Genomic DNA, 23,592 nt, shown 5'->3' on the forward strand with positions numbered 1-23,592 from the left:
ATGACCTCAGTGGACACCTCGACCACCAGCGCCGCGAAGGAACACGCGCGTGCCCAGTCGGGCGTGGTCACCGACTCGATGCCGGTGGTCCCGGCGTCGTCCTGGCCCGCCCCGCCGGCCGGTGTGGATCCGGCGCTGCTCACGTGGGCGGAGACCGTTCCCGGCGGCTGGTACACCACGAAGGTGCTGGGCCGCGGCACCCGGTTGCGACTGCGGGACCTCGACGGCCGGGCCTGCGCCCACCTGCTGCTGTACCGGGCGGACGCGCCGTGGGAACGGCTCAACGTCGCCGACACCGTGAAGGTGCCGTGGCAGGCGTACACGGGGACCGGGCATCCGCTGCTCTCCGATCAGGGGCGCGTCCTCGCGACCGTCGTGTCGGACGGGTCCGGGCGGCACGACGCCCTCTGCGGCACCACGTCGCTCGCCACGAACACCGCGAAATACGGTGACGGCAGCCTGCATTCGGCGTCTCCCGCCGGCCGTGAACTCTTCACCGTGGCCGCCGCGAAGCACGGGCTCGAGCGCCGCGACCTCCCGCTGTCGCTGTCGTTCTTCCACGGGGTGCGGGTGGGTGCGGACGGATCGCTGAGCAGTATCGGATCCGCGGGCGCGGACACCGCCGTCGAACTCGTGATCCACCTCCCGGTGATCGTCCTGATCGCCAACACGGCGCATCCGCTGGATCCGTCGCCGACGTACGACACGACCGCGCTCGAAGTGCTCGCCTGGACCGGCGCCGACGTGGCCGGGCCCGTCGACGCCGATCCGGAGTACCGGCGCGCGTTCCTCAACACCGAAGACGTCTGGGCTGCCGCGCAGTGCCAGGGACGGGAGCAGGCATGACCACCACCATCGAGACCGCGCCGCTGGTACCGGGAACGGTGATCCTGGACGAGGAGGTCGGCGCCCGCGGACCCTGGTCCGCCGTCGTCGCGGCCGGCGACGTCCTGACCGTCGTGGATCTGTACGGCAACCAGGCCGTCGACACCCTGATCTACGCGGCCGACGACCACCGGCAGCGCTACTCGGCCGCCGCGACGGTGTCGGCGCAGCGAAATCTGTTCCTGACCACGGGAAGTGTGCTCCGCACCGACGATCACGACGCGCTGATGACACTCGTCGCCGACGAGGTCGGCTCGCACGACACGGTGGGCGGCGCCTGCTCCCAGGAGTCGAACACCCTGCGGTACGGCCACCACACCAAGCATCAGCACGCCTGCGTCGAGAACTTTCTCGCGGAAGGGTCGCGGTGGGGGATCGGCAAGCGGGATCTGGTGTCGAACATCAATTTCTTCATGAACGTCCCCGTCGACGCCGACGGCACACTCGGCATCGTCGACGGCCTGTCCGCACCCGGCCGCCGCCTCGCGCTCCGCGCGGACCGCGACGTTCTGGTGCTGGTGTCCAATTGCCCGCAGATCAACAACCCCTGCAACGGTTTCGATCCGACCCCGGTGCGGATGATCGTGACCCGGCCGGCGGGAGCACCCGCATGAGCGCCAAGATCACCGTGCAGCGGCCCGGCATGCTCACCACGGTCCAGGACTTCCCGGGCCGGACCGGGTACTGGCACGTCGGGGTGCCGCCGTCAGGTCCGATGGACGACCTGTCGTTCCGGCTCGGGAACACCGCGCTCGGCAACGACGAGGGCGCCGCCGGAATCGAATGCGCCATGTCGGGCCCTGCGTTGCAGTTCGACGAGGAGACGGTGGTCTGCGTGACCGGCGCACCCGCCGCGGTCACCGTCGACGGTGTGCTGCACGCGCAGTGGCGTCCGGTGCGGGTACCGGCGGGCGGGACCCTGGACGTCGGCGCGGTCGCCGGGCCCGGCCTGCGCATCTACCTCCTCGTCCAGGGCGGGCTCGACGTCGACGACTTCCTCGGCAGCGCCTCGACATTCACGCTCGGCAAGTTCGGCGGGCATCAGGGCCGCACGCTGCGGCAGGGCGACGTGCTCGCGGTCGGTGAGCACGACGGCACCCGCGCGGCCGCCGTCCCCGCCGAACACGTCCCCGCCCTGTGCAGTCGCTGGGAGATCGCGGTCACCGAGGGCCCGCACGGCGCACCCGAATTCTTCACCCGCGCCGACATCGACACGCTGTACCGGACCGACTACGAGGTGCATTTCAACTCGGACCGCACCGGGGTGCGGCTGATCGGACCCAAACCCGACTGGGCGCGCACGGACGGCGGCGAGGCGGGACTGCACCCGTCCAACATCCACGACAACGCGTATTCGGTCGGCGCACTGGACTTCACGGGAGACACCCCGATCCTCCTGGGCCCGGACGGTCCGAGCCTCGGCGGGTTCGTGTGCCCGGTCACGGTCGTCTCCGCGGAACGCTGGAAGCTCGGACAACTGGCCCCCGGCGACACGGTGCGCTTCGTGCCGATCCGGGCCGACCGGGCCGCGTCCACGCGTGCACTGGGGCCGGCCCGGCGGGCGGGGTTCTCGACGGTCTTCTCCACCACCGGCGACCGGGACGACGGCGTGATCGCCCGGCGCGACGGCGAGACCGCCGTGACGTACCGGCGCTCCGGCGACGACAACGTGCTCGTCGAATACGGTGACATGAGCCTCGACCTCGCCTTGCGGGCCCGCGCGCACGCGCTGCACCAGCGGCTCGAAGTCGAGAAACCGGCCGGGCTGCTCGACCTGACACCGGGCATCCGGTCGCTGCAGGTCCGGGTCGACCCCGACGTGCTGCCGATCCCGAAGCTGATGGGGCTGCTGGCCGAGGCGGAGGACGCACTGCCCGCGGCGAACGAACTCGTGGTGCCGAGCCGGTCCGTGCGGATGCCGCTGTCGTGGGACGATCCCTCGACGCGGGAGGCGATCCAGCGGTACATGCACGGTGTCCGCGCCGACGCGCCGTGGTGCCCGTGGAACATCGAGTTCATCCGCCGCATGAACGGCCTCGGCAGTGTCGACGACGTCTTCGACACCGTCTTCGGTGCGGAGTACATGGTGCTCGGACTCGGCGACGTGTACCTCGGCGCTCCCGTCGCGACACCCCTCGACCCGCGGCACCGGCTGGTCACCACGAAGTACAACCCCGCCCGCACGTGGACGCCGGAGAACGCGGTCGGCATCGGTGGGGCGTACCTGTGCATCTACGGAATGGAGGGCCCCGGCGGCTACCAGTTCGTCGGCCGCACCACCCAGGTGTGGAACCATCGGCATCCCGAGAAGTCCGGACCGTTCGAGGACGGCACCCCGTGGCTGCTCCGCTTCTTCGACCGGATCTCCTGGTACCCCGTGGAACCGGACGAGTTGACGGACCTGCGATCCGACGTCGCCGCGGGCCGCGGCGGCGGCATCGAGATCACGGAGGGCACGTTCTCTCTTGCCGAGCACCAGCAGTTCCTCGCGGCGAACACCGAATCGATCGGCGGATTCCGCGCGGAGCAGGCCGTCGCATTCGCCGCCGAGCGGCAACGATGGTCCGCGGCAGGGGAGTTCGCGACGGTGGGCTGAACTGGCGCTTGTCCGGTCTCCTCGATTACGCCTGTCGCTCGGCGAGTTCGGCGAGTTGCTCCGTGACGGTGCCCCACCCGTCGTAGAAGCCCATTTCTTCGTGGGTGTCGCGGTCGGCGCTGTTCTTGTGCATCACGTGGGCGACGTATTCGGTGCCCGTCGGGTGGTCGGTCAACGTGATGATCGCGGTCATGAACGGCTGCTCGGCGGGCCGCCAGCCATCGACCAGGGAGTTGGTGAACACGATGCGTTCGAGTTCGTCGACGGCGAGGAAGCAGCCGCTCAGGTGGGGCACGAATTCGCCGCCGTCCTCACTGATCTGGGTGGTGAGCGCGCCGCCCGGGCGTAGTTCCATGGCGACGACCCGGCACCGGGAGGGTGCGGGGACCCACCACTGTTCGAAGCTGGCGGGGTCGGTCCAGGCGCGCCACACGACAGCCCGGGGCGCCCGGATGATGCGCGAAATCGTGAGGTCGAGATCGGGTCTCGCAGTGTCGGTCATTGTGGTGTGTCCTTCGCGTGAGTGGTGACGGTGTGTTCGGTGACGAAGTGTTCGAGCCTGTCGGTGCGGCCCTCCCAGAGTTCCTGTTGCTCCGCGAGCCACAGTTCGACCGCCGTGAACGGCGCCTTCTCGATCTCGCACGTCCGTACCCGGCCTTCCTTGCGTGTCCGGATCCACCCGCTGTCCTCGAGGAAGTGGATGTGCTTCATGAAGGAGGGCAGGGCCATGTCGAACGGTTTCGCGAGTTCGCTGACCGTGGCCGGGCCGCGGCTCAGACGACCGAGCACCGCCCGCCGGGTGGGGTCGGCGAGTGCCTGGAAGATGCCGTTCAGCTTCTGCGGATACTGAGCCACAAGGCAAAGTATTCACCGCAACGATGGTTAGCGCAAGGGATAACTGTTGGGGTGGGTCAGCCGAGCTTGCCGCGACCGGCGACGAGCGGGACGTCCAGGGCGTCGTAGAGCCCCGGCGCGGCCGTCCGCAGCCACGGAATCGCGTTGACCAGGCGCCCCACCGCGGTGGCATTGCCGCCGGCCGCTCGATTGCCGCCCTCGTCGTTGGCCTCCACAGTGACCTCGATCCGTGGACGGCCCTCGATGATCACCCTGTGGGCGCCGTCCCCGCCGTCCGGTGGCACGGGCCAGTCCGGGGCGCACGACGGGTGGATCCGCGTGACGTGCTCGATGACGATGCGGGGTTCGCCGCCCACGATGCCCTGGACTTCGAAACGCAGCGCCCCCTGGGTGCCCGCCTCGAACTCGCCCATGAGTTCGGTGGTGATCGTCTGCTCGAGCGGCAGGCGGAGCAAGGTCTCCCGGATCTCCTCGAGTTCCACTCCGAGGGCACGGGCGATGAGCCGGATCTGGCCGCCCCACACCATCGTCGGCACCGTCGCCGCGACCATCGGCGGTTCGTAGTCCATCGGCTGGCCCATGCCGACGAGGTACCGCACCGAATCGTGTTGGTCGTACGTGGTGTAGTCGAAGATCTCCTGGCACCGGATCCGGTCGATCGTGCCCGCCAGGCCCGTCATCAGGATCGGCAGGACGTCGTTGCCCCATCCCGGATCCACGCCCGACACGAACAGCGCGCCGCCGCCCGACTTCGCCGCCGCTACGATCGGGTCGCGCAACTCCGCCGGCGCGTTGCGCTGGTCGTACAGCGCGTAGATCGACGGCGTCACGACGACCGCCCCGGCCGCGAGGGCGCGGGTGATGTCGGCCGCCGCATCGTCCGGGCGAATGTCACCCGACGCGGCGTAAACGACGGCGCCGGGGGAATTCGCGAGCACGGCGCCGGCATCGTCGGTGGCCGCCACCCCGAGCGAGCGGCCGAGGCGCGCGAGGTCCCCGGCATCGCGACCGACCTTCTCCGGGTTCGCCACGATCACCGCCGACAGCTCCAGTCCGGGGTGGGCGTCGACGGCACGGATCGCGGCCCGCCCCACATTCCCGGTTCCCCACACCACGGTCCGGATCTTCCCCTGGTCAGCCATGTAATCGGACCCTACCCAGTTCGCGAGACGGTCATGGTCCGAATCGGGCAACACCCGTCCCGTTCGGCGAAACGTCCGCGGCAGCGCCTACGGCCGTGTTCAGGTAGAGAATGGGTAGATGCACCCGAACGGGACGCTCCCCGGCTCGGAAAAGGGACTGAGCAGAGCCGAACTGCTGGCCGCGGTATCGCTGGCGATCGACCTCGGTCTGGGGCAACCGATGGAGCACATGCTTCGATCGTCCCTGATCGCGATACGGATCGCCGAGCGGATGGGACTCGACTCCCAGCAGCAAGCGACCGTGTACTACGCCAATCTGGTCGGATGGATCGGTTGTCACGCCGACTCCCACGAACTCTCGGCACTCGTCGGCGACGACATCGCCTTCCGGGCCGACACCTACGCGGTGGACATGACCGGTCTGCCGTTTCTTCGGCTGATGACGAGTCACGTGGGGCGCGGATTGCCCGGCTGGGAGCGCGGTATCAGCGCCGCCGTGTTTCTGGTCGCGGCTCGCAGCCAGGTCGCCACACTGATCAATTCGCATTGCAGTTCCGCCGGGGTTCTGTCCGATCGGATGGGTTTGGACGGGCAGGTCGGAAGGGCGCTGGCCTACGTCTTCGAGCGCTGGGACGGTCGAGGGCTGCCCAACGGGTGTCGCGGAGAGGGCATCCCGGTCGAGATCCACATCGCCCATGTGGCAGACGTCGTCGAGGTGCACCTGCGGACGGGTGGGCTCGAGCACGCGAAGGACGTTCTCCGTTCCCGGCGCGGCAGTCAGTTCAGCCCGGCCGTGGCGGACGTGTTCGAACGTGACGCGGCGGCAATCGTGGACGGGTTGTTCGACATGGACGTCTGGATTGCGGCGTTGACCCAGGCTCCGGATCGCGACCGAACCCTGACGGTCGAGGAGAGCGACGAGTTGCTCCGGGCCATGGCTGATTTCGTCGATCTCAAATCTCCGTTCACACTGGGGCATTCGCGTGGCGTCGCGAGCCTGGCGGCCGGTGCGGCCCGGCACCTGGGCATGTCACCACCGGACATCACGCATCTCTACCGCGCCGGCCTCGTGCACAGCCTCGGCAAAATGGGAGTGTCCAACCAGATCTGGGAGAAGACGGGTCCGCTGACCACGGCCGAATGGGAACGGGTACGGATGTATCCGGATCTGACCGGCCGGATACTGAGCCGAGTCAACGGCTTGGAGTCGGTGGTGTCCGTCGCGATGAAGCACCGGGAAAGGATCGACGGGTCCGGCTTTCCCCGGGGGATCGGCGGCGCCGAACTGACCGCGAAGGACCGGCTGCTCGCCGCGGCGGAGGCGTACCAGAGTCTGCTCGAGCCGCGTCCGCACCGGTCGGCGCTCGATGCTCGCGGCGCCGCCGATCGGTTGCGGGAGGAGGCGCGTGCCGGACGCCTCGACGCCGAGTCGGTGGCCGCCGTGCTGGCGGCGGCCGGTCAGCGGGTGTCCCGGCGGACGCCCTGGCCGGCCGGATTGACCGACCGCGAGGTGGAGATCCTGCGACTCGTCGCACAGGGCCGATCGAACCGGGAGATCGCCGCCGACCTGTTCATCGCCGAAAAGACCGCACGCAACCACGTCGAACGTGTCTACGCCAAGCTCGGTGTGAACAACCGCACGCAGGCCAGTCTCGCCGCGATCGACCGGGGTCTGGTGGGCTTCCCGGCCACGGCGGTCGCGGAGAAGTGACGCATCCACCGCCCGGCGGGACCGACCGTGCCGGGCCGTCATCGCCGGGATGCGCCGGGCCGGGACCGCCGGTCCAGTACCCACACCGTGGCGAGTATGAGGACCACGGTGAACGAGGCTAGCGCGATGAGACTGCCGCCGGTACCACCCCGGAAGGTGTCGCCGTAGGCGGACATGGCCGGCACCGTGGCGCTGTACCGGTCGAGATCCAGGTCGCGACCCAATGCTTCGAAGGCGTGGCGGTTGGACAGGCCGAGGCTCATCAGCCGTCCCGGGACGGCCATCTCGTCGACGGGGACGATGGCGCCACCGAACAGAACCTGGGGAAAGCAGAGCATCGGCAGGGCGAGGGCGGCCTGCGCGGCGTTGGAGACCGCGGCCGACGCGAGCAAACCGAGGACCAGTGCGGACGTCGCTTCGATCACGATCGTCACGAACAGGAAGGCGTACACGTGCCATCCGGCGGCGGGGAGCCGACCGAGCGCCCGCAGAACACCGAGAAGCAGCGCGCTCACTCCGGCCAGTACCGGAAGCAGCGCTGTCACCTTGGATGCCACGTAGGCGCCCACGCTGAGCCCGCCGAGGCGCTCCTGCCGGAAGACGGCCATCTCCCCGACGATCTGGAGCAGGCCGTACGTGAGGCCGAAGAAGAATCCCGCGAAGGCGATCCAGAACACGATCTGGGCGGGGCCGAGGTCGGCCCTGCGCGGATCGAACGCGCCACGCTGGAACAGCGTCGCCATCATCGCCGTGACCAGCACCGGTGAGCCGAGCAGGACCGCCAGGGTCAGCCGGTTACGAAGGAGAACATCGACATTGCGTCGTGTGAGTAGCCACCATTGCTGCACCACGCCTGGGCGTTCGACGTCCGAACGGGTGGCCGGGAGGGGCGGCGGAGCCGATTCGGGCCGGGTGTCCGCATTTTCCCCGATGGCCGCGAATCGCTGCGCCCAGATCTGAGGGGTGTGCTCGCGGGCCAGTCGGTCGTACACCTCGGCGAGATCCTCCACACCGAAGTAGCGTCGAGCCTCGGCCGGGCTGCCGGTGAAGGCGAGGTGGCCGTTCCGAGCGAGGAACACCACCCGGTCACACCGGTCGATGCCCGCGGGCTCGTGTGTCGTGAGGACGACTGTGACCCCGCGCCGGCTGAGTCGGTGCAGCAGGCGCATCACGTCGGCCGCGGTCGACGGATCGAGCCCGGAGGTGGGTTCGTCGAGGAAGAAGAGGCGCGGCCGGGTGAGGAGCTCCACGGCGATACCGGCCCGCTTGCGTTGGCCGCCGGACAGCGCCCGGACCGGCACCTCGGCCCGATCGGCCAGGTCGAGGTCCTGCATGGTCTCGTCGACGATCCGGTCCGCTTCGGCCGCCGACGTACCCGCGGGCAGCCGGAGCCGCGCCGCGTAGCGCAGCGTGCGGCGCAGGGGCATCTCGAGGTGGATGATGTCGTCCTGGGGTACGTAGCCGATCCGGGAATCGGCGCCGAAACGGGCCCCGCGGACGACGCCGTCGTGCCGAACCTCCCCGGCCGACGGTGGTTGCAGTCCGGCGAGGATTTCCAGCAACGTGCTCTTTCCTGCTCCGCTGCCGCCGGCAATGGCGACCACCTCGCCCGGTTCGACCGACATCGACATCTCCTGGAGGATCCGCCGCCCCCCGACATACCTGCTCACGTCGACCGCATCGACCCGCGCGCCGGCCGCCGCGTCAGGTGCGCGATCCGACACGCACGTACCGGACCGCCCGAGGGTCGGTGGTTCGACCGCCGATTCGGTCGTGACCGGTGATTTCCGTGATTCCTGAACTCGCTTTGTCATGCCCTGATCATCGGTCCACCGGTTCCGTCGTCGCATGGGGCGTTTGCCTCAAATCGCGAGGTCGATGCAGAGTCTGCGAACCGACTGGACGGCGTTCACCGCCGCGGAGTCGTTTGGTGTGCCTTCGTCGGTCCGTCTCCGTCATACCACCCCACACGCCATAGGGTTCACCCATCGTGAGCGCGTGATCGCGGCATTGTTCGAGCACGGGGCAGGGCAGGCAAATCTGCCGGGCCTGTGCTTCGCGCCGGGCACGGGCGTTGCCGCGTTCGGCGTCAGGGGCGAAGAACACTGCCAGATCGTTACCACGGCACGCGGCACGCGCCTGCCAGGAAAGGTTCCGGCCGGCTACAGCGGGGGTGTCAGTGGGCACGGAGAGTCCTTTCGCTGTGTCGGCGGTCCAGGCGAACCGGACGACCACTTCAGAGTCGTCGGCGAGACGAGCAGAGAACACCGACATCCGCCTAGTCGTTCCCAGGCGTGTGGTGCGACGGGATTCGCGAACCGGCGACGCCCGAATTGGTAGCAGTAGTTGGTGTGATGGTCTGCGGCGATGGACGTTCCATCGATATGGTCGACGGTGGATTACGGGACGTTTGTGGGTTGACAGGCCTGTGGGTCACGGCGAGCGGCATAAGTGCGCACGCCGGACCCACACTTCGACGGAGGTGGGTATGACGGTCGCTGACACGGTGGCTCCGCTGGTTCGCGCGGTGCTCGGTACACAGGTCCCGGTGGGGATCAGGTGCTGGGACGGCAGTCGCAGCGGGCCTGCGGACGCGCCCTGGCAGGTGCACCTCGTCAATCGGCGTGGTCTGCGGCGGTTGCTGTGGGCACCCAACGATCTCGGTTTCGCGCGGGCCTACGTGTCCGGCGACATCGACATCGAGGGTGACCTGCTCGCCGGACTGGACGCGCTGGAGGAGGTGGCGGACCCGAGCCGGGGCCCCGGTGTGCGCATCGACGGGCAGACGAAAAAGGCACTGGTGACGGCGGCGCTGCGCCTGGGAATCGTCGGGCTGCCACCGAAGCCGCCGGCGGAGGAGATGAAATTGGCGCGCGGGCGCCGGCACGACAAGGCCCGGGACGCCGCCGCGATCAGCCACCACTACGACGTCGGCAACGATTTCTATCGACTCGTGCTCGGTGAGTCGATGACGTACTCGTGTGCGTACTGGGCGGAACCGGGCGGGGATCTGGACGCGGCCCAGTACGCCAAATGCGATCTGGTGGCCCGCAAGCTCGGCCTGACCGCGGGGATGCGGGTACTCGACGTCGGCTGCGGGTGGGGGACTTTCGCGCTGCACGCGGCACGTCAGTACGGCGCGCACGTCGTCGGCGTCACCCTGTCCCACGAGCAGGCGGACTACGCCGCCAAACGGATGGTCGACGCCGGGGTGGGGGACTTGGTGCAGATACGGGTCCAGGACTACCGCGACGTCGCGGACGGACCCTACGACGCGATCTCGAGCATCGGCATGGCCGAACACGTCGGCGACGCGATGCTGTCGACGTACGCCGCGGACCTGTTTGCACTGCTACGCCCGGAGGGCCGGTTGCTCAACCACGCGATCTCGCGGCGACCACGCGAAACCGCGGACACGTTCTCCACGACGTCGTTCATCGATCGCTACGTGTTCCCCGACGGTGAAATCGAACCGATGGCACCGATGATCGACGCGCTCGAAGGGGCAGGCTTCGAGGTGCGCGACGTCGAGTCGCTGCGCGAGCACTACGCGCTGACCCTGCAGGCCTGGGTGGCGAATCTGGAGGCGAACTGGGACGAGGCGGTGGCCTCCAGCAGCGCCGGGCGGGCACGGGTATGGCGGCTGTACATGGCCGGGGCGGCGTTGGCGTTCTCGGCGAACCGGCTCGGGATCAACCAGATTCTGGCAGTCAAGAGCACCGAACGGGGCAGCAGCGGCATGCCCGGCACCCGTGACGAACTCTTGCGGGCGCACACATAGGGTTGGCGTTCCGAACCTGGGTGGCGCTGAACCGCACGGGGTCGGAGGCCCGCTCAGTTCGTCGCGGGCCTCCACATCACCCGGTCAACGGGCGTAGCGCGGGTCGATCGGAGGCAGGGCGGTGGGGCCGAAGTTGTTCGCGATCGGCATCATCGCCGTGAACCAGGTGCGGGCGGGCTCGGTGCCGCCGAACAGGTTTCCGTCGCCGCACGCGCGCAGCGGGCTGGTGCAGATCTGGCCGGGGGACGGCGTGTCCCCGAACACGTAGACGCTGCCGGCCAGGTTGTTCGTGTAGCCGACGAAAGCCGACGACATGTGCGATTCGGTGGTCCCGGTCTTGCCGGACATCGGCAGTTTCCACCCTGCGGCGGCGGCCGCGGCCGACGCCGTGCCACCGGGCAGATCGTCCTTGCTGAGCGCGTTGGACAGGGTGTCGGCCAGGCCGGGATCGATGACCTGCTCGCACGCCTGCTGGGTGAGCGGGACCGGCCGGCCCTGCCGGTCGACGATGGAGTCGATCGGGCTCGGTGGGCACCACTTGCCGTGTGAGGCCAGGGTCGCGGCGACATTCGACAGCTCCAGCGGGTTGATCCACACCGGACCGAGGGTGAACGACCCCAGATTCTGGTCCTTCTGCATGTCGGCCAGGCTCTGGTCCCCGAACCCGGAAGTGCCCGGTTCGTTGTACGACCGCATGCCGAGGCGCACCGCCATGTCCACCGTCGCATCGACCCCGGTGGCCTGGAGAAGTTTCACGAACGCGGTGTTCGGTGACTGGGCGAGGGCGTCGGTGACCGACAGCGCCCGCGGATACGGGGCGGCGTTCTGCACGCAGTAGGCGCCCCCGGGGCACCCGGGGGCACCGCCGTCACCCATCCCGTAGGCATCGAACCGGCCCGGTACGTCGAGGATCGCGTTCAGGCGCAGCCCCTTCTCCATGGCCGCGGCGGTGGTGAAGATCTTGAACACCGATCCGGCGCCGTGCCCGGACAGTGAATAGGGCAGCTCCTGCACCGTCTCGGCGGCGGCTGCGTCCAGACCGTAGTTGCGGCTGCCCGCCATGGCCAGCACCCGGTGCTGGTCCTGTCCGGGCTGCACGACGTTCATCACGCTCGCGATGTCCGGGAGTTTCGGGTCGGCATATTTGGTGACCGCCGACTTCACCGATCCCTGTACGGCCGGATCGAGGGTGGTGCGGATCAGGTAGCCGCCCCGTTCGAGTTGCTCCCGGGACAGCCCGGCGTTCTGGAGGTACTGCAACGCGTAGTCGCAGAAGAACCCGCGGTCGCCGGCGGCGATGCATCCGCGGGGCAGGTTGTTCGGTTTCGGGAGCACCCCGAGCGGCGTTTCCTTCAGGGCGCGGATCTCGGCGGCCCGGTCCGGGACATTCACGACCAGGGTGTCCAGGACGACGTTGCGGCGCTCGAACACCCCCTCCGGGTTGGTGTAGGGGTTGAGTGCAGAGCTGGACTGCACCATGCCCGCGAGCATCGCCGACTGCGCCAGGTTCAGGTCTTTCGCGTCGATGCCGAAATACGTGCGGGCTGCGTCCTGCACCCCGAAGGAACCGTTGCCGAACGGCACCAGGTTCAGATACCGGGTGAGAATCTCCTCTTTCGAGAGTTCCTGGTCGAGGGTCATCGCCATCCGGATCTCCCGGATCTTGCGGACCGGCGTGGTCTCGATCGCGGCTCGGCGTTCGCCGTCGGTCTTGGCGACCACGTGCAGCAGATAGTTCTTCACGTACTGCTGATTGATGGTCGAGGCACCCTGTTCGATCTGACCGCTGGTGGTGTTGGTGAAGAACGCCCGCATCGTGCCCTGCCAGTCCACCCCCTGGTGTTCGCCGAACCGTCTGTCCTCGATGGAGAGAATCGCCAGTTTCATCTCGTTCGAGATCTGGTCGCTGGGGACCTCGAATCGGCGCTGGTCGTACAACCAGGCGATCGGAGTCCCGGTGACGTCGGTCATCGTCGTCACCGCAGGCACCACCCCGTCGGCCAGTTCGGCCGAGGAGTTACCGACGCTGTCGGCGGCCCGGTTCGATGCGTACCCGAGCCCGGCGGCGATCGGGAACATCACCCCGGCCAGCAGCACTCCCGCGGCCACCGTGGCGCCGGTGAGTTTGAGAACGGTCCTGGATTGCAATTCGGCACCTCCTGCGACGATGCACCGGCAACGACGCAACCGGTGCTCGCCCGATTATCGGGCCCCTCGGCGCGGTTGGGGCGCGAATGACACGCATCCGCCACTACGTGACGGGTGACCAACCGGCCGAGCGGCCTCTCATGGGCGATGCCTCACCCCACGCATCCATCGCATGTGTCCTCCTCCGGCCGACCCGGACGGTCAGGACGGTGACGCCGGGGAAGGGCGGGGCGGAAGCCGTCGACCTCGATCGGAATCTGTCACTCCGCGGCCGCGACCGAGTTCGGCGAGTCCGGATCGTTGGGAAACCTGATGAAGCCGAGGTTGTTTCGGAGGAGGACACTCGAGATGCGGTACAAGTTTCAGTGGCGGCGGTGCTGCTCGCGTAGGTCGTCGAGGGTCACCGTCCGGATCCGTCCGTTTCTCGCGTTCCCGCGGGAAAGGTGAGGTGGACGTTCTCGACTCCCCACGCGAGGCCGAGATGTTCGTGCGGTTCGACGCCGGTAACGAGTTCGAATTTGGGCATCCTGCGACGCAATTCGGTGAACGCGATCTTCAGCTCGAGACGGGCCAGGTGCAGGCCGACGCAGCGGTGCGGGCCGAGCCCGAACGCCAGGTGCGGCTTGGCCTCGCGGTCGAACTTCACCTCGTCGGGCTGCGGGTAGTACTGCGGATCACGGTTTGCCACGGCGAGCGGGAAGTGCACGCGCTCACCCTTGGTGAGCGTGATGCCTGCGACGTCGACCGAATCGTGGACGACGGTGCGTGTCGGCACGGCAGGCGCCGCCCAGCGGAGCAGTTCCTCGATCGCGGGCTCGAGACTTTCCGGCGTCTCGAACATCGCGTCCCATTGTTCCGGGTGCTGAGCGAGGTAGACCATCGACTGCGCGAGCACGCTCTGGACGGTGTCGAGCCCCGCCAGCATCATGAGCAGGAACATGTCGAACAGTTCCAGGTCGGTGAGTTTCTCGCCGTCGATCTCGGCGTCCAGAGCGGCGGAGGTGACGTCGTCCCGGTGAGGCGCGGTACGGCGTGCGGCGATCATGTCGAGCATGTACTGGCGAATCTCACCGTGGGCCTTGCCGCGTGCGGCATTCGTCTCGTCCTGGGTGCCTCCGACGACGCCGTGCAGCAGAGTCGACACCCAGGCGTTCATGGTGTGCAGGTCTTCCAACGGCCAGCCCATGATGGTCAGGACGGTCACGCCGGGGAAGGGGAGGGCGAAGCCGTCGACGAAGTCGCACGTGCCGTCCTCGATCCAGTCGTCGATGAGTCGGTTGGCCCAGTCGCGCAGGCCGTCTTCCAGTAGCCCGACCTTCTTGGGTGCGAAGTGCGGGTCGAGGAGTGCACGGAACTGTTTGTGGCGGGGACCGTCGATCTCGATCGGGACCATGCCCTCCTCGGAACCCTGCGTGTTGATGCCGTCGGGGTCGTTGGGGAAGCTGACGAAGCCACGGTTGCTGCGCCGCAACACACTAGAGATGTCGTCGTAGCGCGTGAGGACCCAGCATCCGTTGCCTCGCATCGAGTAGCTGATCGGCAGCTTCTCTCGCCTGTCGGCCATCTCCGCGAGATGTTCGGTGATGGGAACCGGGTTGTACGGGTCGTAGTCGCGGCGATACTGCCGGCGCAGGTCGTCGAGCGTCAGTTCTGTGGTCATGGAGGACTCCAGGAAGGGTGAGGGAATACGACACTGGTGTTGTAACCGTTGTTGTGGCTTGCATTACATAGTAACGAAACACGATAGAGTTGGCTAGACGCGCTGCGACCGAAGTATGCAAAACGCGAAAGTGCTGACGGCCGTGAACGACCTCGTGCACGCCCCCTGTAGTGAGGGGCGCTCACGCGTGAAATGCGATGGGAGTGTTCAGATCTCGAGAACGAGGCGCGGGCCGCGCGATCGCGAGACGCACACCATCATCGTCTCGTTGGCCTCCTGCTCGGCCGGGCTGAGAATCGAGTCGCGGTGTTCGGGTGTGCCGTCCAGCACGACGGTCTCGCAGGACCCGCACATGCCCTCCTGGCACGATGCGACTACCGGCACGCCCTGCTCCTCGAGGACCTCGAGGATCGACTTGTCCGGCGGAACCGTCACGACCTGGTCGGAGATCGACAGCTCGACCTCGAACGACCCGGGCAGGGCCGGCGCCCCGAGCAGCTTGGGGCTGAATCGTTCGATATGGAGGGAACCGGACGGCCAGTTCCCTGTTGCTGTTTCGATCGCCTGGAGCAGGGGTTCGGGGCCGCAGCAGTAGATGGTCGTGCCCACCCGTACCGTTCCGAGGAGGCCGTCGAGATCGAGTAGACCGAACTCGTCCTGCGGGCGGACGGACACCTTGTCCCCGTAAGTGGATTCGAGATGGTCGACGTACGACATGCTCGACCGTGAACGCCCGCCGTACAGCAGTTCCCACGGAATGCCGCGTTCTTCGGCGGCCAGGATCATCGGAATCATCGGGGTCACACCGATACCGCCCGCGACGAAGACGTAGTTGCCTGCCGGTTCGAGGGGAAAGTTGTTCCGCGGTCCCCGCACCTCGACGGTGGCGCCTACCTCGAGCTGGTCGTGGACATAGATCGAGCCGCCCCGACCCTCGGCTTCGCGCAGGATCGCGACCTGCCACGATGTGCGGTTGCGGGGATTGCTGCACAACGAGTACTGCCGCACCGAGTCGCCGGGAAGAAGGAGGTCGATGTGTGCGCCCGGCTCCCACGGCGGCAGCGGGGAACCGTCCGGGGAGGACAGCTCGAGCTGCACGACATCGGAGGCCAGAATCTCCCGGCGCGTCAACGTCAAAGTTCTCGACTGCTCGAGATCCGAACCCGCTGAGGCCTCCCTCGATTCGCTGACCATTGCATCTGACATGACCTACCACCTGTTCGGGCTGGATGAGGGTTCCATCAACTGGCTACTACGCCCGGAATGATCCGACCGAGTAACAACCATAAAACTAACATTATTTGAACAATATTAGTAGAACTTGCTGGAAGGACCGCTCGCCAAGGCCGTTGCCGCCGAGACCTATTCGACGGTGACGGCGCCGCGATCGAACTCCACGGCGGACCCGGGCGCACGGGAGTGCGCGGCCCGCAGGTACTTCACGCGAGCCGTCAGCGACGCCGCGTGCCGGCAAGGCAATTGCTACGGAACGTCGATGTAAGCGCGAAAAGTACATGCCAGGCAACGTGTCTCAGTCGTCTCGCGTGCACACTCCGCAGAATGTCCACCGGTTGTGCCCGCTGGGCCCCAACGTCCTTTTCAGGCGGCTCCGCCGCCCGTGAGTGGTTGACGAGGGCAGAGACTCGTTAACCACGCACGGGCGCGAAGCGCCCTGTCGCTGAGCGTTATTCGGTGGTGGTTGTCCCGGAATCGAGCACTGCGGTCCCGAGCCAGTAACAGAGTGCCAGCGCGTTCTCGAGTTCCAGGCGGCCCTCCCGGACGTTCTTCCCGAGCAACTCCTCGATCTTGTGTATCCGGTAGATGACCGTGTTCTTGTGCATGGTCAATGCGGCGGCGGCAGCGGTATAGCTTCCCCCGGTCGAGAAGAAGGTTCGCAGCGTCTGACGGTGCAGCGCTGCGGTGGAGTCGTCGACCGCAAGCGGGCCGAGCACATCGCGTACCCACCTGCGAGCGGAGTCGAGATCCTCACACATCAGCGCCACGGCACCGACCAACCCGATGGGAACCACCCGGGGACCGGACACATTCGAGGCGCGTGCCACAACCGTGGCCTGGGCGGCTTGACGGTGGGTGCGGACGAACCCGGCCACCCCGTGCTGCGGGGCGCCCAGAGCGACCGTGATCGGTTGGTCCCATTTCTCGACCGCCGTGGTCCATCCCGCAACGTCGACGTGTGCGTTACTGCCGAGCGGGAGCCATGCCCAGACGGTGCGTTCGTCACGGGGTTCGAACAACGGCCGTTCGCGGCAGCCGAGGTGCTCGGCGAGTGCGGTGACCGCACGCTCGAAGGCGGGGAGGTCGTGGGCAGTGCCGCCGGGTTCGATCCACGCGATGAGGCCCAGGTGGAATTGGTCGAGTTGATATCCGAGGGTGGACTCGGCTGCCGTCAAGTCGACGGGGCGGCCGTCGAGGAGGTCGCCGATCCGAGCGGAACGGGCGGTACTGCGGTGGCGGAGCCACGTCTCGTATTCGAGTTCGTAGGTGTCGAGCATCTGTTCGTAGAGGCCGTCGATCTGAGTGGACAGTCGCGTCATGATCTCCACCGCAGCCTGCGCGACGACGGCCGGATCGGTGCCGAGTGTCTCGAGTTGTTCCAGGCACCAGCGCAAAATCGTGTTGTGTGTCAGTCGGTAGCCGCGGTCGAGAACGGTGATGGGAAGGCCACGTTGAGCGAGTACGCGGGCGTACTCGGACATTGCGATCGGCATCGGCTCGGTGTCGCGGTCGGGTTCGAGCATCGCCAGGCTCAGTGACGTTGCGGCCTCCGCGCACGCGGTGAGAAGTTGTACGAGGTGGAGGTCGGTGGTGACTTCGTCGATCTCGGAGATCGTGCGCGTGATCATTTCTTCTGCGATGTCGACGCTGCGGGCGTTCGTTGCGGCGTAGACGGTGGCCACGAGTGTTCGAACTGCGGACCGCTGATCGGTGTCGGACGAGGCGCCGTCGTTGTCGAGTCTTGTCATTCTCCGAGTTCTCACCCCTAGAGCTAGCTCCACGAGCGTACCGCCGGAGCGGAACGAAGATCTTCGCGACAGTGCGGCCGCGTCGCCGTGCCCGAATCCGTCACACGTGGGTGGCAATGGGTACGGAGTGAGAGCCCTGCCGATCTCATATAACCGTGGTCGGCGCGAACGGCAACACCCATCGGTTCTGATGCAGTGATGCGGTGCACGATGTCGTCGAGTAGTTGCTGAGCCGCGGCCGGTGTTGCTCCGAACTCGACCAGCGAGGCGAGGCGGATCAGATCCTGCCAAGTGACGCGGTGGGAGTCCGGTGTGCCGGCTCGCTGACAGGAGAGGGTGCGAAGGTGGAGGCGGGCCTGTAGGCCGAGGCGCCCCGCCGCCGTGAGCACGAGTTCTTCCCATGCGAGATAACCGAAGGGATCATCCGGTGATGGTGGTTCGGGCAGCAGTTCTGCGATTCGTCGGGCCAAGGTGGTGAAGTGGGCAATCTGTTCCACTTGGACTCCTCTACTAAATGTAATCCCGGTCACACTGGACGTTATTGGTCTGCCACCAGCATTCCAATGGACCACCAGCCCACAGATTCGTTGTTTCTATTGGGCTGTGGGTACAACGGCTCAGCCCGAACTGTCGTGACCTCCCTTGCGTCGGGTGGCGCGCTAGCTTTCTCCGGCCGGCCGTGGGTGGTGAGACGCCGGTCGCGAGCGATGTCGGGCATCGGAAGGCTCCGATCCCGCAGGGCCGACGCATGTGAAGATGCGTTCATGCGTACCGGGGATCACGACGAGCCTGCAGGTGACAGTCGGCCGACAGCGTCGCGAGTCGATCCGCGACTTTCTCGAGCAGATCAACCCTGAGACCGGCTACTTCGGCGACTGATGCCGTCACGCCTCGGAAGCGTAGGTCTCGAGGTAGGCGGTGACGAGCCTTCGCGCTTCGGTGATCGTGTCGTCGTCTCCGCCCGGTGCACGCCGGAACGCCACGTCGAAGAGCCGGTTGCCGGCTTCGAACGCCAGCTGCAGGACGAGCAGAGGAGTGTCGGGGCGCAGGAGTCCCCGGTCTATCAATAGGCGCCAGAGTGCTTGCGCTCTCTCGTCGTCGAACGCGTGCACCAGCTCGGTCACGGATTCGTTCCGACCGGCGAACCACAACTCGGCGCAGGCGGGATGCTGCCTGAAATACGTCAGCTCGGGGTCGATGATCGCGTCCACGGCCTCGGGGAGCGCTCGGATCCGGGCGGTCTCCAGTGCCGCACTCACCTGCTTGTCGAACTCACGCAGGTGGTTCGTCAGCAGTTCGATCTCGACCTCGTGACGGTCGGGAAAGTAGTGGTACATCGACGCCGTCGGAATCCCCGCTCGCTCACCCATAGCTTTGAGGGTTGCCGCCGCGTAGCCCTGCTCGCACAGGATCGCCTCGGCTGCGTCGAGAATGGCCCGCCTGCGCTCCACTCCGCGGCGTTGCGACCGACCGGGTGACGACGGAGCCTGCTGGGTCACTCGCGGCGCGCTGTCCATGGTCGTCAGCTTTCCAGTGCGTGCATGAAGTCGGACACGATTCGTGACCGTAGCAGCCGACGGCGCCGGGTCACGCTGTGGTCTGAGCGAGCTGTGCAGGCAACCGCGCGCTGATGATGTGTCGTGCCTCGCCGAGGATGGTGTCGACGATGTCGGCGCAACCGGCGACCTCGTGGATCAGCCCCTGGGCCTGGCCGGCCCACCACAGTCCGTCCTCGACGTCGCCGGCGCCGTATACCCGATCGCGACCGCGAGCACCGCTGGCGAGGTGGGCGATGTCGTCGAAGCTGGCACCCGGGCGCCGGGACAGGTCGACGATCTCTTCGGAGACCGAGTTGCGGGCGACGCGTGCGGAGTTGTGGAACTCGCGGAACACGATTCGCGTGTCGCGTTCGGTGTTCTGCACGATCTGTTGCTTGACGTTGTCGTGGATCGGCGCCTCGGTGGTGGCCATGAACCGGGTGCCCATGTTGACGGCGGAGGCGCCGAGGGCGAGGGCGGCGACGAGTCCGGCGCCGCTAGCGATTCCGCCGCTGGCGATGATCGGGATCGTCAGGGCGCGGGCTGCCGCGGGGATCAGCACGAGGCCGGGCACGTCGTCTTCGCCGGGGTGTCCGGCGCATTCGAAGCCGTCGATGCTGATCGCGTCGACGCCGAGTTGCTCGGCCTTGACGGCGTGCCGGACCGAGACCGCCTTGTGGATCACCTTCACGCAGGCGGCCTTGAACGTGGGCAGGTGCGGGGCCGGGTTGCCGCCGGCGGTTTCGACGATGGTGATGCCGCTGTCGACGATGGCGTCGCGGTATTCGTCGTAGGGGACCGGTTGGATGGTGGGCAGAATGGTGAGGTTGACGCCGAACGGTTTGTCGGTGAGATCGCGGCAGCGGGCGATCTCCTTGATCAGGGCCTCGGGCGTGGGTTGGGTGAGGGCGGTGAGGAATCCGAGTGCGCCGGCGTTGGCGACCGCACTGATGAGGTCGGCGGTGCCGACGGCGGTCATGCCGCCGCACACGATGGGGTGTTCGATTCCGAACGTCTGAGTGAACTCGTTGCTGAACATATTTTCCTCGAAGAGTGACCCGCCGTAGCCGGGGCCGGCGGTCATGGGGTGATCGACGGTGGGTGATGGGTGGAACGGGGGCTGCAGCAAAACTCTGGCCATACTGAAACTCGAATCGAATTCGAGAATAGGGATCGTGGGCGGGCACTGTCAAGGGGGAGGACGTCACCGGCAGGGCCTACCCGTTACGGGTTGACGTGCTGGCGTGCCGCATCGAGTTCGTCGGGCGTTCCGAGAGCGATGAGGATCATTGCGGGTTCGAGTTGGATAGTGGGCGCCGGATTGGCGACGAACTGACCGGAGACGGTGCGAATCGCAAGCAGCAGTGCGCCGCTTGCGTGAAGTCCCATCTGCTCGAGCGTGTATCCCACCCACGGTGATGTGGAACCGACGGTGATCTCTTCCATGCGGTAGTCGAGGGTCTCGTCGTGCATCACCACGTCGAAGAATTCGGCCACGTGGGGTTGCAGCGCAAAGGAACCCATTCTGCGGCCGCCGATCAATTGCGGGTTGACCACCCGGTTGGCGCCGGCGCGCACGAGTTTGGACATCGACCCTTCGTTCCGGGCGCGGGCGATGATGATGAGGTCCGGGCGCAGTGCCCGGCTCGACAGCGTGACGTACACGTTGTCGGCGTCGGTGTCGAGCGCGGAGATCAAAGCGTGTGCATGCGCGATCCCGGCGGCTTCGAGGGTCCGGTCGTCGGTGACGTCTCCGATGACGGTGGGGTGCTGGATGTCTCGGAGTCTGTCCGGTTCGCGGTCGATGACGACGATCTCGCGGCCGAGCGAGGTGAGGTATTGCGCGCTCGCGGTACCCACCCGGCCCCATCCGCAGATGATGATGTGGCCGGTCATCCGGCTGATGCGTCGATCCATTCGCCGTCTCTCCATGTGGTGGCGCAGGTGGCCCTCGATGAGAGCCTCGAGGAGGACGCCGAACATGTACAGCGCGGTGCCCACCCCCGCGAGGATGAGGGTGATCGTGAATATTTCTCCGACGCGGCTGAGGGGATGTACTTCGCGGAATCCGACGGTCGTGATCGTGGTGACCGTCTGATAGAGCGCGTCCAGGAGTCCGAAGCCGAGGACGATGTATCCGGCCGTGCCGATGACAACGACCAGCGCGAACGCGAGGAGCGCTCGACCGATTCGTCCCAGGGGGCTCACTGCGACAATTGTTCACCCAATCTCGTCGCCGAGTGGGTACTTCCGGTGGACTACCGGTAGGTGGGGAGGCGGACGTGGCACTCGTCGGTGCGGTGCCGCCTCCCCGGGGCGGTCAGTCGCCGATGACGGCGTCGGCCTCGATCTCGATGAGCAGGCCGGGAGCGATCAGCGCGCTGACCTCGAGGATCGTCGTGGCGGGGCGGATCTCGCCGAAGACCTCGCCGTGCGCGATGCCGGCTTCTTCCCACCGGCTCATGTCGGTGAGGTACATGCGGGTGCGGATCACATCGGTCGTGCTCGCGCCGGCCTCCGCGAGCGCTGCCTCGATTCGGCGCAGCGCCTCGCGGGTCTGCTCGGCGAGATCGTCGCCGCCGACGGGGCCGTCGGGACCCGACGCGGTGGTACCCGACACGGACACGAGCTGACCGATGCGCACGGCGCGGGAATAGCCGATCTTGCCTTCCCACTCGGAACCGGACGAGACGTTGTTTCTGTTCGACATGAGCGACATTGTCGCAATCCCCGATCCGGCGCTCACCAGCGCGGTCGACGGCGACGATCTCACGTCCACCCGGCGTGAAGCCTTGACACCGGTTAGAACAAATGTTCGCATGTACTCATGAGGTGGGATGGGCAAGCGGTCGACGCCGACGACGGTGCATTGCCAGGGCTGGAACGCGCCGGACTCGTGCGAAGCGTGCAGACACCCGAGTTCGACGGCATCACCTTCCACGAAGTGCTCTGCAAGAGCGCGCTGAACAAGATGCCCGAGGAGTCGCAACTGCCATTCCGGTTCACCGTCAACGCCTTTCGCGGGTGCTCGCACGCGTGCCGCTACTGTTTCGCCCGGCCCACCCACGAATACCTCGACCTCGATGCGGGCGGCGACTTCGACAGCCAGATCGTGGTGAAGACCAACGTCGCGGCGGTGCTGCGCAAGGAGTTGGGGCGAAGGTCGTGGAAGCGTGAACACGTGGCGCTCGGCACCAACACCGATCCGTATCAGCGCGCCGAGGGCCGGTACCGCCTGATGCCCGGCATCATTCGCGCGCTCGCCGAATCCGCGACCCCGTTCTCGATTCTGACCAAGGGGACGCTGCTGCGGCGCGACCTCCCGCTCCTGACTCTGGCCGCCCGGCAGGTGCCGGTGAGCATCGGCGTCTCGCTGGCGATCCACGATCCCGACCTCCAGAAGTCGATCGAGCCGGGAACACCCACCCCGAAGGCACGTCTCGATCTGATCCGGGCGATCACCGACGCCGGGCTGCCGTGCAATGTGATGGTGGCTCCCGTGATTCCGTTCCTCACCGATTCGGTGCGGCACCTCGACGGCCTGCTCGAATCAATCGCCGATGCCGGTGCCTCGGGCGTGACCGTCTTTCCGATGCATCTGCGCGGCAGCACCAAGGGCTGGTTCATGAACTGGTTGTCGACGGAGCATCCCGCCCTCGTCCGCCAGTACCGGCAGTTGTACGGGCGGGCGGCCTACGTTCCGCCCGAATACAAGTCGTGGCTGAAGGAGCGAGTCGACCCCCTCGTCGACCGGTACGGCCTCGGCGGCGGTGCGAAACATCGGGACGCCGGGCAGACCGAGCCGGACCGCGGTGAACTGGTCGGGGCCGGACGGCCCGGACCGGCACTCACCCTCTTCTGAGGTGGACGGTCCGCCTCGGTTCGTACCATTCGGCGCCTGCGGGTTCTCCCGCCATGTTCCAACTCCACGAAATGGCCGGAGCGATGCGCACATAGATGCCGGGCCCGACCATTCCATCCCGTTCCACCGGCTGATCGGCTGTGCCGTAGACCCGGATGGATCGAGCGACGAACGGTTCGAACGACACCAGATCGTCGACGACCAGCGACACCTTGTTGTTGCCTGACCGGATGTTCCGGAACTTACGGGTACCGGCGACGGACGGTCCGGTCCCGCCTACCCAGAAGTCCGTTCCGTCGAACTCGAATGCCAGCGGAACCACGTCGGGTTGTCCGTCGGCGCCCACGGTGGCGACCCGGGCGATCGGCTGCGACCGCAGGTAGGCGATTTCTTCGTCCGTGAACGACATGGAATTCTCCTGTTCGACGGG

Annotated in this window: 20 protein-coding genes; 6 read left to right on the forward strand and 14 right to left on the reverse strand. The window is 67.1% G+C overall.

Features of this window, described 5'->3' with window-relative positions:
• Genes CA951_RS05715 through CA951_RS05725 form a run of 3 tightly spaced genes read left to right on the forward strand, consistent with a single transcriptional unit; the run spans position 1 to position 3,481 of the window.
• Positions 1 to 846: an urea amidolyase associated protein UAAP1 gene (locus CA951_RS05715; protein ID WP_087555905.1), complete on the forward strand. Its 846-nt coding sequence runs from the start codon at positions 1 to 3 to the stop codon at positions 844 to 846.
• Complete coding sequence (locus tag CA951_RS05720; RefSeq protein ID WP_087555906.1) at positions 843 to 1,499, forward strand: urea amidolyase associated protein UAAP2; 657 nt, start codon at positions 843 to 845, stop codon at positions 1,497 to 1,499. The genes CA951_RS05715 and CA951_RS05720 overlap by 4 nt, the downstream gene beginning before the upstream one ends.
• Positions 1,496 to 3,481: a 5-oxoprolinase/urea amidolyase family protein gene (locus CA951_RS05725; protein WP_087555907.1), complete on the forward strand. Its 1,986-nt coding sequence runs from the start codon at positions 1,496 to 1,498 to the stop codon at positions 3,479 to 3,481. Before CA951_RS05720 ends, CA951_RS05725 begins: the two co-directional genes overlap by 4 nt.
• 25 nt (positions 3,482 to 3,506) lie before the next feature.
• Here CA951_RS05725 and CA951_RS05730 read toward each other — a convergent pair whose 3' ends face one another.
• The 3 genes from CA951_RS05730 to CA951_RS05740 are packed head-to-tail and all read right to left on the reverse strand — an operon-like array spanning position 3,507 to position 5,478.
• Positions 3,507 to 3,983 carry an SRPBCC family protein gene (locus tag CA951_RS05730; RefSeq protein ID WP_087555908.1) on the reverse strand — a complete coding sequence of 159 codons (477 nt, stop codon included), beginning with the start codon at positions 3,981 to 3,983 and terminating at the stop codon, positions 3,507 to 3,509.
• Complete coding sequence (locus CA951_RS05735) at positions 3,980 to 4,336, reverse strand: helix-turn-helix transcriptional regulator (protein WP_087555909.1); 357 nt, start codon at positions 4,334 to 4,336, stop codon at positions 3,980 to 3,982. Before CA951_RS05735 ends, CA951_RS05730 begins: the two co-directional genes overlap by 4 nt.
• A gap of 56 nt (positions 4,337 to 4,392) precedes the next feature.
• Positions 4,393 to 5,478: a dihydrodipicolinate reductase gene (locus CA951_RS05740; RefSeq protein WP_087555910.1), complete on the reverse strand. Its 1,086-nt coding sequence runs from the start codon at positions 5,476 to 5,478 to the stop codon at positions 4,393 to 4,395.
• A gap of 118 nt (positions 5,479 to 5,596) precedes the next feature.
• Here CA951_RS05740 and CA951_RS05745 point away from each other — a divergent pair, with 118 nt between their 5' ends.
• The gene (locus CA951_RS05745) at positions 5,597 to 7,189 is read left to right on the forward strand and encodes an HD domain-containing phosphohydrolase (protein ID WP_087555911.1); all 1,593 of its coding nucleotides are present in this window, start codon (positions 5,597 to 5,599) and stop codon (positions 7,187 to 7,189) included.
• Between the two features lie 38 nt (positions 7,190 to 7,227).
• Here the strand turns inward: CA951_RS05745 and CA951_RS05750 are convergent, their stop codons facing one another.
• Together CA951_RS05750 and CA951_RS05755 are read right to left on the reverse strand one after the other, a co-directional pair.
• Positions 7,228 to 9,003 carry an ATP-binding cassette domain-containing protein gene (locus CA951_RS05750; protein ID WP_256973348.1) on the reverse strand — a complete coding sequence of 592 codons (1,776 nt, stop codon included), beginning with the start codon at positions 9,001 to 9,003 and terminating at the stop codon, positions 7,228 to 7,230.
• Between the two features lie 7 nt (positions 9,004 to 9,010).
• Positions 9,011 to 9,376: a WhiB family transcriptional regulator gene (locus CA951_RS05755; RefSeq protein ID WP_256973349.1), complete on the reverse strand. Its 366-nt coding sequence runs from the start codon at positions 9,374 to 9,376 to the stop codon at positions 9,011 to 9,013.
• Between the two features lie 301 nt (positions 9,377 to 9,677).
• On the opposite strand from CA951_RS05755, the gene CA951_RS05760 reads away from it, so the two are divergent.
• On the forward strand, positions 9,678 to 10,970 hold the full coding sequence (locus CA951_RS05760; RefSeq protein WP_087555913.1) for a cyclopropane-fatty-acyl-phospholipid synthase family protein: 1,293 nt from the start codon (positions 9,678 to 9,680) through the stop codon (positions 10,968 to 10,970).
• An 84-nt stretch (positions 10,971 to 11,054) separates the two neighbouring features.
• Here CA951_RS05760 and CA951_RS05765 read toward each other — a convergent pair whose 3' ends face one another.
• From CA951_RS05765 to CA951_RS05800, 8 genes are all read right to left on the reverse strand, one after another.
• Positions 11,055 to 13,118, reverse strand: a complete 2,064-nt coding sequence (locus CA951_RS05765) for a transglycosylase domain-containing protein (protein ID WP_087555914.1) — start codon at positions 13,116 to 13,118, stop codon at positions 11,055 to 11,057.
• A 400-nt stretch (positions 13,119 to 13,518) separates the two neighbouring features.
• Complete coding sequence (locus tag CA951_RS05770; RefSeq protein WP_087555915.1) at positions 13,519 to 14,778, reverse strand: cytochrome P450; 1,260 nt, start codon at positions 14,776 to 14,778, stop codon at positions 13,519 to 13,521.
• 207 nt (positions 14,779 to 14,985) lie between these two features.
• Positions 14,986 to 15,972 carry a PDR/VanB family oxidoreductase gene (locus CA951_RS05775; RefSeq protein ID WP_087555916.1) on the reverse strand — a complete coding sequence of 329 codons (987 nt, stop codon included), beginning with the start codon at positions 15,970 to 15,972 and terminating at the stop codon, positions 14,986 to 14,988.
• Between the two features lie 491 nt (positions 15,973 to 16,463).
• Entirely contained in the window at positions 16,464 to 17,762 is a 1,299-nt protein-coding gene (locus tag CA951_RS05780) for a CdaR family transcriptional regulator (RefSeq protein ID WP_179220121.1), read from the reverse strand.
• A gap of 884 nt (positions 17,763 to 18,646) precedes the next feature.
• A complete protein-coding gene (locus CA951_RS05785) occupies positions 18,647 to 19,279 on the reverse strand; it encodes a TetR/AcrR family transcriptional regulator (RefSeq protein ID WP_087555918.1) in 633 nt (210 codons plus the stop codon).
• A gap of 70 nt (positions 19,280 to 19,349) precedes the next feature.
• Positions 19,350 to 20,339 (reverse strand): nitronate monooxygenase family protein, encoded by a 990-nt coding sequence (locus CA951_RS05790; protein ID WP_087556004.1) that lies wholly within the window; start codon positions 20,337 to 20,339, stop codon positions 19,350 to 19,352.
• A 185-nt stretch (positions 20,340 to 20,524) separates the two neighbouring features.
• Positions 20,525 to 21,508, reverse strand: a complete 984-nt coding sequence (locus CA951_RS05795) for a TrkA family potassium uptake protein (RefSeq protein WP_179220122.1) — start codon at positions 21,506 to 21,508, stop codon at positions 20,525 to 20,527.
• 112 nt (positions 21,509 to 21,620) lie between these two features.
• Positions 21,621 to 22,019: a RidA family protein gene (locus CA951_RS05800; protein ID WP_072942187.1), complete on the reverse strand. Its 399-nt coding sequence runs from the start codon at positions 22,017 to 22,019 to the stop codon at positions 21,621 to 21,623.
• 108 nt (positions 22,020 to 22,127) lie between these two features.
• Between CA951_RS05800 and CA951_RS05805 the strand changes: the two genes are divergently transcribed.
• Positions 22,128 to 23,162 carry an Rv2578c family radical SAM protein gene (locus CA951_RS05805; RefSeq protein WP_087555920.1) on the forward strand — a complete coding sequence of 345 codons (1,035 nt, stop codon included), beginning with the start codon at positions 22,128 to 22,130 and terminating at the stop codon, positions 23,160 to 23,162.
• On the opposite strand, the gene CA951_RS05810 is transcribed toward CA951_RS05805, so the two are convergent.
• Entirely contained in the window at positions 23,149 to 23,571 is a 423-nt protein-coding gene (locus tag CA951_RS05810) for a PPOX class F420-dependent oxidoreductase (protein ID WP_087555921.1), read from the reverse strand. The two genes, CA951_RS05805 and CA951_RS05810, sit on opposite strands and share 14 nt — an antisense overlap.
• Positions 23,572 to 23,592 lie beyond the last annotated feature (21 nt).

Source organism: Rhodococcus sp. NCIMB 12038, from assembly GCF_002165735.1.
Lineage (GTDB): Bacteria > Actinomycetota > Actinomycetes > Mycobacteriales > Mycobacteriaceae > Rhodococcus_F.